The organism is Pseudomonas sp. KK18 (assembly GCF_037094675.1).
In the GTDB taxonomy this organism is placed as follows: domain Bacteria; phylum Pseudomonadota; class Gammaproteobacteria; order Pseudomonadales; family Pseudomonadaceae; genus Aquipseudomonas.
Genome location: NZ_CP146605.1, coordinates 6,090,473 through 6,103,993, shown reverse-complemented (window position 1 = coordinate 6,103,993; position 13,521 = coordinate 6,090,473). Strand labels below are relative to the sequence as shown.

12 protein-coding genes and 1 pseudogene are annotated in these 13,521 nt (G+C 61.6%); 7 read left to right on the top strand and 6 right to left on the bottom strand.

From position 1 onward, the window contains the following. Positions 1–3 precede the first annotated feature (3 nt). Positions 4–1,200 carry a cell division protein FtsZ gene (gene ftsZ / locus V6607_RS27655; protein WP_003216225.1) on the top strand — a complete coding sequence of 399 codons (1,197 nt, stop codon included), beginning with the start codon at positions 4–6 and terminating at the stop codon, positions 1,198–1,200. 112 nt (positions 1,201–1,312) lie between these two features. Beyond that, entirely contained in the window at positions 1,313–2,224 is a 912-nt protein-coding gene (lpxC, locus tag V6607_RS27650; RefSeq protein WP_003216227.1) for a UDP-3-O-acyl-N-acetylglucosamine deacetylase, read from the top strand. 103 nt (positions 2,225–2,327) lie between these two features. Here lpxC and V6607_RS27645 read toward each other — a convergent pair whose 3' ends face one another. The 3 genes from V6607_RS27645 to V6607_RS27635 form a co-directional block, all read right to left on the bottom strand. Continuing rightward, the gene (locus V6607_RS27645; protein ID WP_134327306.1) at positions 2,328–3,833 is read right to left on the bottom strand and encodes a diguanylate cyclase; all 1,506 of its coding nucleotides are present in this window, start codon (positions 3,831–3,833) and stop codon (positions 2,328–2,330) included. A gap of 51 nt (positions 3,834–3,884) precedes the next feature. Beyond that, the gene (locus V6607_RS27640; protein WP_134327305.1) at positions 3,885–5,378 is read right to left on the bottom strand and encodes a sensor domain-containing diguanylate cyclase; all 1,494 of its coding nucleotides are present in this window, start codon (positions 5,376–5,378) and stop codon (positions 3,885–3,887) included. 86 nt (positions 5,379–5,464) lie between these two features. Then, positions 5,465–6,787 (bottom strand): OprD family porin, encoded by a 1,323-nt coding sequence (locus V6607_RS27635; RefSeq protein WP_008434205.1) that lies wholly within the window; start codon positions 6,785–6,787, stop codon positions 5,465–5,467. Between the two features lie 351 nt (positions 6,788–7,138). Between V6607_RS27635 and V6607_RS27630 the strand changes: the two genes are divergently transcribed. The 5 genes and pseudogenes from V6607_RS27630 to V6607_RS27610 all read left to right on the top strand — a co-directional run bounded on the left by V6607_RS27630 (position 7,139) and on the right by V6607_RS27610 (position 10,532). Continuing rightward, the gene (locus V6607_RS27630; RefSeq protein ID WP_134327304.1) at positions 7,139–8,113 is read left to right on the top strand and encodes a D-glycerate dehydrogenase; all 975 of its coding nucleotides are present in this window, start codon (positions 7,139–7,141) and stop codon (positions 8,111–8,113) included. Positions 8,114–8,141: 28 nt separating this feature from the next. Next, positions 8,142–8,240 (top strand): annotated as a pseudogene (locus V6607_RS27625) (outer membrane lipoprotein carrier protein LolA); the annotation flags it as partial. 51 nt (positions 8,241–8,291) lie between these two features. Continuing rightward, positions 8,292–9,194, top strand: coding sequence for a chemotaxis protein (locus V6607_RS27620; RefSeq protein ID WP_102369883.1), 903 nt, complete (start codon positions 8,292–8,294; stop codon positions 9,192–9,194). A gap of 3 nt (positions 9,195–9,197) precedes the next feature. Further along, complete coding sequence (locus V6607_RS27615) at positions 9,198–9,680, top strand: N-acetyltransferase (RefSeq protein ID WP_008434201.1); 483 nt, start codon at positions 9,198–9,200, stop codon at positions 9,678–9,680. A gap of 108 nt (positions 9,681–9,788) precedes the next feature. Next, entirely contained in the window at positions 9,789–10,532 is a 744-nt protein-coding gene (locus tag V6607_RS27610) for a YkgJ family cysteine cluster protein (protein WP_003216242.1), read from the top strand. A gap of 3 nt (positions 10,533–10,535) precedes the next feature. Here V6607_RS27610 and V6607_RS27605 read toward each other — a convergent pair whose 3' ends face one another. The 3 genes from V6607_RS27605 to V6607_RS27595 form a co-directional block, all read right to left on the bottom strand. Continuing rightward, positions 10,536–12,110: a PAS domain-containing methyl-accepting chemotaxis protein gene (locus tag V6607_RS27605; RefSeq protein WP_003216244.1), complete on the bottom strand. Its 1,575-nt coding sequence runs from the start codon at positions 12,108–12,110 to the stop codon at positions 10,536–10,538. Between the two features lie 107 nt (positions 12,111–12,217). Continuing rightward, the gene (locus V6607_RS27600) at positions 12,218–13,009 is read right to left on the bottom strand and encodes a transporter substrate-binding domain-containing protein (RefSeq protein WP_134327303.1); all 792 of its coding nucleotides are present in this window, start codon (positions 13,007–13,009) and stop codon (positions 12,218–12,220) included. Positions 13,010–13,178: 169 nt separating this feature from the next. Next, positions 13,179–13,421 (bottom strand): hypothetical protein, encoded by a 243-nt coding sequence (locus V6607_RS27595; protein ID WP_003216247.1) that lies wholly within the window; start codon positions 13,419–13,421, stop codon positions 13,179–13,181. Positions 13,422–13,521 lie beyond the last annotated feature (100 nt).

Sequence of the window (13,521 nt, the reverse complement as noted above, 5' to 3'; positions counted from 1 at the left end):
AAAATGTTCGAACTCGTAGACAACATCCCCGCAAGCCCGGTCATCAAAGTGATCGGCGTCGGCGGTGGCGGCGGCAACGCTGTCAACCACATGGTCAAGAGCAACATTGAAGGCGTTGAATTCATCTGCGCCAACACTGACGCCCAGGCCCTCAAAAGCATCGGTGCACGCACCATCCTGCAATTGGGCACAGCCGTGACCAAGGGCCTGGGTGCCGGCGCGAATCCGGAAGTCGGCCGTCAAGCCGCCCTGGAAGACCGCGAGCGCATCGCTGAAGTGCTGCAAGGCACCAACATGGTGTTCATCACCACGGGCATGGGCGGTGGTACCGGTACCGGTGCTGCGCCGATCATTGCCGAAGTGGCCAAGGAAATGGGGATCCTGACGGTTGCCGTCGTGACCCGTCCATTCCCGTTCGAAGGTCGCAAGCGCATGCAGATCGCCGATGAAGGCATTCGTCTGCTGTCCGAAAGCGTTGACTCGTTGATCACCATTCCCAACGAGAAGCTGCTGACCATCCTCGGCAAGGACGCAAGCCTGCTGTCTGCGTTTGCCAAGGCTGACGATGTACTGGCCGGTGCCGTTCGCGGTATCTCCGACATCATCAAGCGTCCGGGCATGATCAACGTCGACTTTGCCGACGTACGTACCGTGATGAGCGAAATGGGCATGGCGATGATGGGCACTGGCTGCGCCAGCGGTCCGAACCGTGCACGTGAAGCTACCGAAGCGGCCATCCGCAACCCGTTGCTGGAAGACGTGAACCTGCAAGGCGCACGCGGCATCCTGGTGAACATCACCGCCGGTCCTGACCTGTCCTTGGGTGAGTACTCCGACGTGGGTAGCATCATCGAAGCCTTCGCTTCCGAGCACGCCATGGTCAAGGTCGGTACCGTTATCGATCCGGACATGCGCGACGAACTGCACGTGACCGTTGTTGCGACCGGCCTGGGTGCGAAAATCGAGAAGCCTGTAAAGGTCATCGACAACACCGTCCATACCAGCCACGCCAGCCAGCAAGCTGCCGCTCCAGCGCCGTCGCGCCAGGAACTGCCGTCTGTGAACTATCGTGACCTGGATCGTCCGACCGTGATGCGCAACCAGGCTCAGGCCGGTGCTGCTGCATCCCGCAGCCCGAATCCGCAAGATGACCTGGACTACCTGGACATCCCGGCTTTCCTGCGTCGTCAGGCCGATTAATGGAATGTATCAGGGCTATGAAGGTGATTGGTGTTCAGCAAAGGTCTGGTCTGCTATTATCGCCAGCCTTTGTTGATACCAGTTCGCAATTTGCGCTGAAGCGGTCCAAGCCATGATTAAACAACGCACCCTGAAGAATATTATCCGTGCCACAGGTGTAGGTCTGCACTCCGGGGAGAAGGTATACCTGACCCTCAAGCCCGCACCTGTCGACACCGGCATCGTGTTTGTTCGTGCCGACCTGGACCCTGTGGTGCAGATACCTGCTCGCGCGGAAAATGTTGGCGAAACCACGATGTCGACCACGTTGGTCAACGGTGACGTCAAAGTGGACACGGTGGAGCACTTGCTCTCGGCCATGGCCGGTCTGGGCATCGATAACGCCTACGTCGAGCTCTCCGCGTCCGAAGTCCCGATCATGGATGGCAGCGCCGGACCCTTCGTATTCTTGATTCAATCTGCCGGCCTGGAAGAACAGGACGCAGCCAAGAAGTTCATTCGCATTCTGCGGGAAGTGACAGTAGAAGACGGCGACAAGCGCGCCACCTTCGTCCCGTTCGAAGGCTTTAAAGTGAGCTTTGAGATCGATTTCGATCACCCGGTATTCCGTGACCGCACCCAAAGTGCAAGCGTGGATTTTTCCAGCACTTCGTTCGTAAAAGAAGTCAGCCGCGCCCGTACCTTTGGTTTCATGAGTGACATCGAGTACCTGCGCAAGCACAACCTCGCACTCGGCGGCAGCGTTGAAAACGCCATTGTGGTCGACGCGGATGGTGTACTGAACGAAGACGGCCTTCGCTATGAAGACGAATTCGTGAAGCACAAGATCCTCGATGCAATCGGTGACCTCTACCTGCTGGGCAATAGCCTGATAGGCGAGTTCAAAGGCTTCAAGTCTGGCCACGCCCTGAACAACCAACTGCTGCGCAAGCTGATTGCACAGACAGATGCCTGGGAAGTCGTGACCTTCGAAGATGCCAGCACCGCACCGATCTCTTACATGCGTCCCGTCGCGGCGGTGTAAGTAACAACTCTCTTTCCTTTTGTTTTTAAAGGCCGCCTTCGGGTGGCCTTTTTTTTGATCGTTCCCACGCTCTGCGTGGTAACGCCTCCTGTGACGCTTCGCGTCACGGCTTTAAAGCGCCGGCATCAACAACGCGATTACGCCCGGTATGCTTGGCCTCATACAGCGCCTGGTCGGCGTTGAGCAGTAATTCCTCCAGCGTGGTGCGGCTGTTTTTGGTCCAGGTACTGAGGCCGATGCTGACGGTAATCGGCACCGTATCCCCGCCCACTCGCGGCAGGTGTTCGACACTGCTGCGGATATGTTCAGCAATCACGCGTGCACCCTGGCTGTCGGTATGCGGCAGCACCACTGCAAATTCTTCCCCACCATAGCGAGCCGCGAGGTCAGCCGGGCGGCGGATATTGCCCTCGATCACCTGCGCCACCGTGCGCAGTGCCTCGTCGCCACCTTGATGGCCATGTCGGTCGTTGAACGCCTTGAAGTGGTCCACGTCAATCATCAGCACCGTCAACGGCTCGGCCGAACGCTGGGCGCGGTCCCATTCCAGGCGCAGGCGCTGGTCCAGGGTGCGGCGGTTGGCCAGGCCGGTGAGCGCGTCGGTGGCTGCCAGTTCTGACAGCACCTGTTCGGCACGGTGGCGCCTGCGCAGTTCCATGCAGAGCATCCAGGTCAGCCACAAAAGGCCGATGCACAAAATCCCGGTAGCGCCGCTGATCACCAGTGCTGCGCGCTTCCAGGGGGCGAATATGTCATTCGTGGACAGCCCCACGACGACGATCAGCGGTAAATCGCCCACCGTTGAGAAGGTATACAGGCGGTGCTCCTCATCCACACTGGAGGTGCCGCGAAAGTTGCCGTCGCGCTCGTGCAATATGCGCGCGACGTTGGGCCGCTGGCTGAGGTCCTTGTCGATCATGTCCCGTTCCAGCAGCGGCTGCTGGGCCAGCAGGATGCCTTGTTGGTTGATCAGGTTGATGGTGCTGTCGCTGCCGATATTCAGGCTGCGGAACAGTTGCTGAAAGTACGACAGGCGCATGGTTGCCACGGCCACGCCGAGGAATCGCCCATCCGGCCCGGAAACCCGGCGGCTGAAAGCCATACGCCATTGGTCATCACACACGCAGCGCGCCATGAAGGGCCGGCTGATGAACAGCCCCAGGTCGGGATTCTGCCGATGGGCCTGGAAGTAGTCGCGGTCGGCGAAGTTGGCGGATTTGGGCGTCTGCAGGGCTGAGTCGGCGATCACGTTGCCATCCTTGTCCAACAACAGGATGTCGCCTTTGTAGGGCGCCGCTTCCGAACGGTCGAACAGCACCAGGTGACGGATGCCGGCCGATACCCCAGCCAAATCAGTGCGTTCGGTGGCGGCGATCAGGCCTTTGATCGACAAGTCGTACAGCTCGACGTTGCGCAGCACGTCGGCGTCGATCAGTTGGGTGATGTTATTGGCCGTGCGCTGGGCCGCCTGCAACGTGTTGGCGTGTTCGCGAATCAGCAGCACCGCGACCACCAGCATGATCAGCAGCACCGTGACGCAACTGCCGATGATCAGCAGCAGCTCCGGACGGTGGGTGGGGCGGGGCGGGCGGGTAGTGCCTGGGCTCATCGGGCGTACTTCTGCTTCGAGGATGCCCTTAGCGTAGTTGCTGATAACGGCTTATGTGGCCTGGCTGTGAACGATGCGGTTGCGCCCGGAATGCTTGGCGTCATACAGCGCCCGATCGGCACTCAGCAGCAGCTCTTCCAGCGAGCCACGGCTGCGTTTGTCCCAGGTACTGAGCCCGACGCTGACGGTGACCGACAGCGCGTCGCCGTCCGCCGGTGGCAAGTGCTCTACCGCACTGCGGATATGTTCGGCGATGGTGCTTGCGCCCTCGCCGTCGGTATCCGGCAGGATCACCGCGAACTCTTCACCGCCGTAGCGCGCGGCCAGGTCGGCGGGGCGACGAATATTGCTGCCGATGACCCGGGCCACGTTGCGCAAGGCCTCGTCGCCACCCTGGTGACCATGGCGGTCGTTGAAGGCCTTGAAGTGGTCGACATCAATCATCAGCAAGGCCAGTGGCTCGCCTGAGCGTTGCGCGCGCTCCCATTCCAGGCGCAGGCGCTGGTCGAGGGTGCGGCGGTTGGCCAGGCCGGTGAGGCCGTCGGTGGCTGCCAGTTCCGACAACACCTTCTCGGCACGATAGCGGCGGCGCAGTTCCAGGCGCAGCATCCAGGTCAGCCACAACAGCCCCACACACAGTACGCCGGTGGCGCCACTGATCAGCAGGGCGGCGCGCTTCCAGGCGGCAAACACGTCATCGCTCGACAACGCCACCACCACAATCAGCGGCAGCGCGCCGACGCTGGTGAAGGTGTACAGCCGTTGCGCGCCACTGATGGCGGAGATGGCGCTGAAACTGCCGCTGCCTTCGCGCAGCATTCGCTTGAAGTTGGGCCGCGCGCTCAGGTCCTTGTTGATCATGTCTCTTTCGAGCAGCGGCTGCTGGGCCAACAGGATGCCGTCGTTATTCAGCAGGTTGATACTGCTGCCGCTGCCGATGGTCAGGCTATTGAACAGCTGGTCGAAATACGCCAGGCGCATGGTTGCCACCGCCACACCGGCAAACTCGCCATTGGGCCCGGGCACCCGGCGGCTGAAGGCGATGCGCCAGACTTGATCGCAGTCGCAACGAATCTTGAAGGGCCGACTGATGAACAGCCCGACATCGGGGTTCTGCTGGTGGATCTGGAAATAGTCGCGATTGGCGAAGTTGCGGGGTGTGGGCGCCAGCGTGGAAGAGTCGGCGGTGACCGCGCCGGTTTTGTCCAGCAGCAGGACTTCGCCTTTGAAAGGGGCGGCCGTGGACTGGTCGAACTGCACCATATGCAGGACTTCGGCGGAAACCTGGGGCAGGTCATCGCGAGTGGTTGCGGTGATCAGGCCGTTCAGCGCCAGGTCGTAGAGCTCGACGTTGCGCAGCACATCGGCATTGATCAGTTGGGTGATATTGCTGGTGGAGCGCTTGGCTGCCTGCAAGGCGCTGGCGTGTTCGCGGATCAGCAGTACGGCAACGATGACCACGATCAGCACGACAGTAAGGCCACTGCCCAGAATCAGCAAAAGCTCCGGGCGTGCAGGCAGGGTGAAGGCGCGGCGTTGACTCATGGGACTGGCTTCGGCACTCAAGATGCTGGCAGTTTAGTTCCATGCTGTGAAAAATAAGTCGTCGCCGCTAAAAGAAAGCCTGAAGGTTAAAAAACGTCAATCGGATAGTCGACGATCACGCGGTACTCATCCACGTCCCGGTCCACTGCCGCGTAGCCATTGCCGCCGCGATTGGTCGCCCATTGCAGGCGCACGGCCAGGTCCTTGGCCTTGCCGCCTTGCACCACGTACTTGAGGTCGATGTCCCGTTCCCAGTGCTTGGCGTTCTTGCCGTCGGCACTGTACCAGGATGAGTAACCACGGCTGTCCGGATCGACCGTGGTCAGGTCGGTCTTGCCGCTGATATACGACACCGCCGAGGTCAGGCCCGGCAGGCCCAGCCCGACGAAGTCATAGGCGTACTTGAGCTTCCACGAGCGCTCGTTGGGGCCGTTGAAGTCGGAGTATTGCTGGGAGTTGTCCAGGTAGATGCTGTCGCCCTGGCTGATGTAGTCGAACGGCGTGTTGCCGTTGACCCGCTGGTAGGCGGCGGTAACGCTGTGATTGCCCACGCCCACGGTGAAATGCAGGCTGTAGGTGTTGTTGTCGATGTTGCCCAGCAAGGCTTTGCCGGTCTCCTGGGTGTGGTAGTAGTGCAGGCCCGGGTTCAGGCTGACCAGCTCGTTCAACTGCCAGGTGTAGTCGAGGTCGTAGTAGTACTGGTTCCAGATGTCCTTGAGTTCGGACGCGTACAGGTTGCTGGTCAGCCCCGGCACGCCGCTGAAGGACACGCCGGCCCAGTCCAGGTGGCGGCTGTCTTCGCCATTGGGCAATGCGCCGTAGCTGGTGCCGATGCGGCGACGGCCGCTCTGGTTGTAGAGCTTGGTGAAGCTGGCCTGGCCGCCCTCGAACATCCAGCCGTCCAGGCTGTGGTTGGTCAGGCTCACGCCGCGGAAGGTCTGGGGCAGCATGCGGGTCATGCCGCCGGCAATCACCGGGTTGTTGAGGAACAGGTCGCCGGCTTTCAGTTCGGTGTCGAAGGCGCGCATTTTCAGGGTGGCGCCGGCGGTGGAGAACGAGCCGGGCGCTTTGCCGTTGCCGGAGCTTACCGGCAGGATGCTCGAGCCATCGGTGCCGCCACCGCCGTCGAGCTTGAGGCCGAGCATGGCGTTGGCGTCCAGGCCGAAGCCGACGATGCCGGGGGTGTAGCCGGATTCGAAGATGCCGATGAAGCCCTGGCCCCATTCCTTGCTGTCATCGGTGTGAATGTCGCGACGGTCGCGGTTCATGTAGTAGTTGCGGGTGTTGATCTTGAAGCTGGAACCTTCGACGAAGCCGTCGGTGGCCGGGGTGTCTGCCGCGTGGGCAAGGGGAACGATCGTTGCAGCAATCGCGAGGAATAACGGGGTGAACGTCAGCGAGGTTTTCACCGGTGGAGCTCCTTTGGGTCAATCGAAACCGGCCAGTGTTGTTGGGGTTCCTGGCCTTTTTTCAGCGCAAAAAAAAGCCGCTGAACTCAGCGGCTTTAAGACAGATTCCCAGTGTAGAGCCCTGGAAATAAGTCGAGGGAAATCGGGGGAGAGCGGGTCGGTCTTAACCGCTGCGCTCATCGATGCGACAAATTAGCGCAGGTGAGCGGTGCGATACAGAGTGTAACAAGATAATGACTGTTGCCCAAATCGCAACAGTCTGGCAGTGGGGTGTGAGGGGCGGCCTGACAAGCCCTACCCAAGAATGTTAGCGTGCTTGCCATTCCCACGTAGTCGATGAGCCCGCCTTCCATGAAAAAGACCGTCCTCGCCTTCAGCCGCGTCACCCCGGAAATGATCGAACGCCTGCAACAGGATTTCGATGTCATCGCCCCCAACCCCAAGCAGGGCGACATCAACGCCCAGTTCAACGAAGCCTTGCCCCATGCCCACGGCCTGATCGGCGTAGGCCGCAAACTGGGCCGCGCGCAACTGGAAGGTGCAAGCAAACTGGAAGTGGTTTCCAGCGTGTCGGTGGGCTACGACAACTACGACCTGGCGTACTTCAATGAGCGCGGGATCATGCTCACCAACACCCCGGATGTGCTCACCGAAAGCACCGCCGACCTGGCATTCGCCCTGCTGATGAGCAGCGCCCGCCGCGTCGCCGAACTGGACGCCTGGACCAAGGCCGGCCAGTGGAAAGCCAGCGTCGGCGCGCCGCTGTTTGGCTGTGATGTACACGGCAAGACCCTGGGCATCGTCGGCATGGGCAATATCGGCGCGGCCGTCGCCCGTCGGGGTCGCCTGGGTTTCAATATGCCGATTCTGTACAGCGGCAACAGCCGCAAGACCGAACTGGAACAGGAACTCGGCGCGCAGTTTCGCAGCCTCGACCAGTTGCTGGCCGAAGCCGATTTCGTCTGCCTGGTGGTGCCACTGAGCGAGAAAACCCGCCACCTGATCAGCCATCGCGAGCTGGGGTTGATGAAGTCCAGTGCGATCCTGGTAAACATCTCCCGTGGCCCGGTGGTGGATGAGCCGGCGCTGATCGAGGCCCTGCAAAACCAGACCATCCGTGGTGCCGGCCTGGATGTGTACGAGCAGGAGCCACTGTCCGAGTCGCCACTGTTCCAGCTGAGCAACGCCGTGACCCTGCCGCACATCGGCTCGGCCACCAACGAGACCCGCGAAGCCATGGCCAACCGCGCCCTGGAAAACCTGCGCAGCGCCTTGCTGGGCGAGCGTCCGCAGGATTTGGTAAACCCGCAGGTGTGGAAGGGCTGACGACTGCTTGTTGTAGGTAGGAGCGAGTTTGCTCGCGAAACGCGTCAACGATTACGCGGGCAGCCTGGATAAACACAGCGCCCTCAGGTTTTTCGCGAGCAAGCTCGCTCCTACAGTTTTTCGCGTGCAAGTCGATAACGGTCTATAGATCGTCATCCCTGATCCACAGAAGGTTTTTATGTCCACCACCAAAGCCCGCGCAGATTCACTCTCGCTTCTGCTCTTTACCTTGCGCAGCGGCAAGCTGATGGCGATCAACCTGCTGAAAGTCAGTGAAATCATTCCCTGCCCGCCGCTGACCAAGCTGCCGGAGTCGCACCCCCACGTCAAAGGCATCGCCACCTTGCGCGGCACCGCGTTGTCGGTGATCGACCTGAGCCGCGCCCTGGGGGAAATGCCCCTGCAAGACCCGGACGGCGGCTGCCTGATCGTCACCGATGTAAGCCGTTCCAAGCAGGGCCTGCATGTGCAGGCGGTGAGCAAGATCGTGCACTGCCTGACCACCGACATTCGCCCGCCGCCGTTTGGTTCCGGCGGTACGCGTTCGTTTATCACCGGGGTGACCCAGGTCGAAGGCGCCCTGGTGCAAGTGCTGGACATCGAAAAAGTCATCCACGGCATCGCCCCGGCGCAGATCGAAGCGGCGCCCACCGACCTCACCATGGAAGAAGCCGAAGTGCTGGGCAACGCCCGAATCCTGGTGGTGGACGACAGCCAGGTGGCCCTGCAGCAGTCGGTGCACACCCTGCGCAACCTCGGCCTCACGTGCCACACCGCCCGCAGCGCCAAGGAAGCCATTGACCGTTTGCTGGAGCTGCAAGGCACCGTCGAGCAAATCAACGTGGTGGTCTCGGACATCGAAATGTCCGAAATGGACGGCTACGCCTTTACCCGCACCCTGCGGGAAACCCCGGACTTCCAGGACCTCTACGTGCTGCTGCACACCTCCCTGGACAGTGCGATGAACAGCGAAAAAGCCCGCCTGGCCGGTGCCAATGCGGTACTCACCAAGTTTTCTTCGCCGGAACTGACCAAGTGCCTGGTGGTGGCCGCCCAGACCGTGGCGCAACAGGGCCTGTGACCGGTGGGTGAATATTTCCAGCTGCTGCGCCGCGACCTCACCGGCAGCCTGCCCGCCCCGCAATGGCCGGCGGATATCCAGCTGGATCATTACCGCGAAGCCATGGCCCCGGCGATCCACGCGGTATTGAGCCTGGCCCAGGAACAAGGCGGCGGACGGGTCGGCTCCCTTGAGCACTGGCGCCAGCAGTTCGTTACCGATGCCGAGTTCGACCCAAAACTGTGCCTGGTGGCAAGTAACGCCAGCGGCATCCTGGGTGTGTCCCAATGCTGGACCAGCGCCTACATCAAGAACCTGGCCATTCACCCCTGTGCCCAGGGCATGGGGTTGGGCCGTGCCTTATTGCTGCACACCTTCCAGGTGTTCAAGCAACGCGGCGAAGCGTTTGTCGACCTCAAGGTGCTGGAGTCCAACTTGCGGGCACGGCAGCTGTATGAACGTGCGGGCATGGTGTTTGTGCTTCGCGACCTTGTCCCCGAGGACTGACGGCGCTGGCGCATAACTTGCTTTGCACAGAGGCAGAACGGTGAACAGAGGCAAAAACCCGCCACCGTTCATGAGTGCCTTCTGACCTTGCCTGGTGACAGATCCTCCATGAATACCCATTTTTCCTGCGTCGGTTGCGGTAAATGCTGCACCGACCACCATGTGCCCTTGACCCTCGAAGAAGCCCGCAGCTGGGCGGCTGACGGCGGTAATGTCATCGTGCTGGTGGAAGGTTTCCTGGGCAGTGGCCTGGGGCTGCCCGAGTTGCAACGTGACCACGCACAACGCCGTTCCGCCATCGTGCCCAGCGGCAATACCGAGGCGTATGTGGCAATCACCTTTGCCGCCTATAACGCCGGACGCTGCCGGAATCTTGACGAAGACGACCGTTGCCGCATTTACGAGCGGCGGCCGTTGGTGTGCCGCATCTACCCGATGGAGATCAATCCGCACATCCCGTTGAACCCGGCCGCCAAGGACTGCCCGCCGGAATCCTGGGAGCAGGGGCCGGCGCTGATCGTGGGGGGCGAGTTGATGGACAAGGAGCTGGCCGAGTTGATCCGCCGCTCACGCCAGGCTGACCGCGATGATATCCAGGCCAAGGAAGCCGTGTGCGGGTTGCTGGGCATCCATACCACGGCGCTCAAGGGCGATGGGTTTACCGCGTACTTGCCCGACATGGGCCTGTTTGCCCAGGCGATCGAGTTGGCGACGCAAGAAGTCGTGCAGGCCAATGAGTGGGTGTTTCATGTGTCCGGGATGGACATTGCCGAGCAACTGCTGGATGCCGGCGCCCGGATTGCCACCGAGGTGCCGGCCAACTACGCCTTCATTTCATTGCGGGCGGCTTAAGCGCTAGCGCCGCTTGCCCCAGAATTCCTCCGCCAACCGCCGCAAGTCATCCGCTAGCCCCGCCACGTCCCCTGAGCTGAGCTGGCTCTGCTGGCCAGCGCTGACCGTCACTTCCCCGGCATTGCGAATGCCGATGATGTTGCGGTTGATGTCCTCGCTCACCGCACTCTGTTCTTCCACCGCCGCCGCGATCTGCTGGCTCATGGCGGTAATCCGGGTCACTCGCTGGCTGATCCCATCCAGTGCGGCAGCGGCGCGCTGGGCCTGATCGACGCTGGCCTCCACATGCTGGCTGCTTTGCGCCATCGCCTGCACCGCATCCCGGGCGCCGCCTTGCAGGGTGCTGATCATGCGCTGGATCTCATTGGTCGAATCCTGCGTACGCTGGGCCAGACCTCGTACCTCATCGGCCACCACAGCAAACCCGCGTCCTTGCTCCCCGGCCCGCGCCGCTTCGATGGCGGCATTCAGCGCCAGCAGGTTGGTCTGTTCGGCAATCGCCCGGATCACTTCCAGCACCCCGGAAATATCGCCGCTGTGGCTTTCCAGTTGATGGATCACTGCGGTGGCCCGCGCCAGTTCCTCGGACAAACGCAGCACCGCGTCGCGGCTTTCATCCACCCGTTGATGGCCCTCGCGGGTTTCGCTGCCGGCCTGGTCAGCGGCCCTGGACGCCTGCAGCGCGTGCTCGGCGACTTGCGCCACGCTGGCGGCCATTTGATTGATCGCGGCGGCGACCTGATCCGTCTGGGTCTGTTGGCCGAGGCTGCTGGTGTGGCTGCTGTCCAGTTGTTGCACCAGCGCCGCGGCATGGCCGGACAGACGTTGCGACGCATCGCCAATCCGGCCGACCACTGCGCCCACCTGGGCCTCCAGCATCTGCATGGCAAACTCGATACGCCCGAACTCGTCCTTGCGCCCGGTGTAGATCGCCTGGCTCAGCGGGTTATCGGCAATCAGCCGTGCCCGCTGGTTCAACTGTGCCAGAGGCCGTAACAAGCCATGCACACCCGCTACCCCCACGGCGCAGGCCGCCGTTCCCGCCAGCAGTTGCCAGGTCAGCGGATAAGTCGCCAGCCCAAGGCCCAATGCCCAGGTTGCGGCGCAAGCCCCCAGGACCCATGCCGACAGCTTGAAGGTCATGCCCACCACGGGCCGTGCTCGCCGAGTGCCGGCACGCAGGCGGGCATAGGCCCGTTCGGCCCGATGCACCCGCCGTGCATCGGGCTTGGTGCGCACCGATTGATACTCCACCGTCACGCCGTCCCGGGTGACCGGCGTGGCATAGGCACTGACCCAATAGTGATCGCCGTTCTTGCAGCGATTTTTCACCATACCCATCCACGAGCGACCGCTTTTCAATACCTGCCACATGTGCGCAAACGCCGCGGCCGGCATGTCCGGGTGACGCAGCAGGTTGTGCGGCGTGCCCAGCAACTCCTCGCGGGTGTAGCCGCTGATATCGATGAAGTCCTGGTTGGCGTAGGTAATTGCGCTGGTCAGGTCGGTGGTCGAGAGGATATTGGCGTCGGGGGCAAAATCCACATTTCGACCGGTGACCGGCAGATTGATCTTCATGGAAAAGCGCGCTCGTGATTGTTGGAGGAGTCGGCAGGGCGTCGACTCTAAGCGCACCGGTTGGGCAAATACTGATCCAGCTCATGTTCCGCGCAATTAATTGGCCATTACGGTCTGGAGAGCGGCGCGTCCAGGCGGTAGGGCTCGATGATGCGTTGGTATTCGCCGCTCTGCTTCAGTTGCTCGAGGGCGTGATTGAGGGCGCTGCGCAAGGCGGTGTCGGGCTTGCGCAGTGCGATCGCCACGCCGTTACCCAGCAGTTCGGTGGAGACGGGAGGGCCGAGGAAGTCGAAAACCTGACCATCAGCGGTGTCGAGCAGCGCCTCACGGATTTCCACGGTGCCTTGCAATGTTGCATCGATGTCGCCTGCCAGCAGGCTGCGGATCAACTCGTCATTGCGCCAGAATGCCTTGACGATGACCCCCTTGGGCGCCCACTTCGACAGGGCGAAGGCTTCGCGGTTGCTGCCCACCAGAACGCCCACGCGCTTGCCCTTCAGTGACCGTGGGGTCGGCTTCAAACCCGATGTCTTGCGGGCCACCAGGCGCGTGGTGATCGGATAAAGGTTATCGGTGAAATTCACCCGCTGGCGCCGTTTCAGTGTAGGGGCCATGCCCATGATCGCGTCGAATTGCCTGGCTTCAAGGGCGGGGAAGTTTTCCACAAGGACCTGGTCGACCCAGGTACACCGCACATTGAGCTGTATGCATAAGGCATTGCCCAGCTCGATGTTCAGCCCTGCAAGCTGGCCATGTTGATTGCGGCTTTGGAAGGGTGGAAATTGCGCAGCAACGGCGAAACGAATTTCATGCCGTGGTTGACCGCTGGCCGCAGTGGTGGAGAAAACGCTGGCCATCAGCGACAACAACAGCACGACACAGGTGCGTATCAGAACCACAGGGGACGTCCTTTTCCAGAAAACCAGCTTTACCACGTCCAGCCCCGAGCGAAAGAGTCGGGGCAAGCGGGTGTCATGCAAGCTTTCAAGAATTGGCCGCAGGCCTACAAGGCGAAACGTCAGTAACTGTTGTAGGCATAAATCTCCATTGCGGAGGATTTATTACCGGTCAGCGCTTGCCCATCGAGCGACGGGTGCCGGGAGGCGCCATGCCCGGGCTCTTGGTGTGGCCGTTCTTGGCGCCGTTTTTGTACCACGGCTGGCTGGCGTTTTTCGCCCCGGCCAGTTCGCCCGGCTTGAACGGAAACTTGAACGCCGGGATCTCGGCCTTGGTTTCGCCTTCGACGCTGTCAGGGTTGGCCTGTTGGTCGATGTCGACCGCTTCAACAGCGGGTTGTGTCGGGGAATTCATGGAAGCTCCGGGGAGTACTGAAAATGACGCGGGCCCGACTTGCAGGCCACACCGCCGCGCAGTATACCTGCGCGCCTCGGATCTTTAACCACTGCTCGTA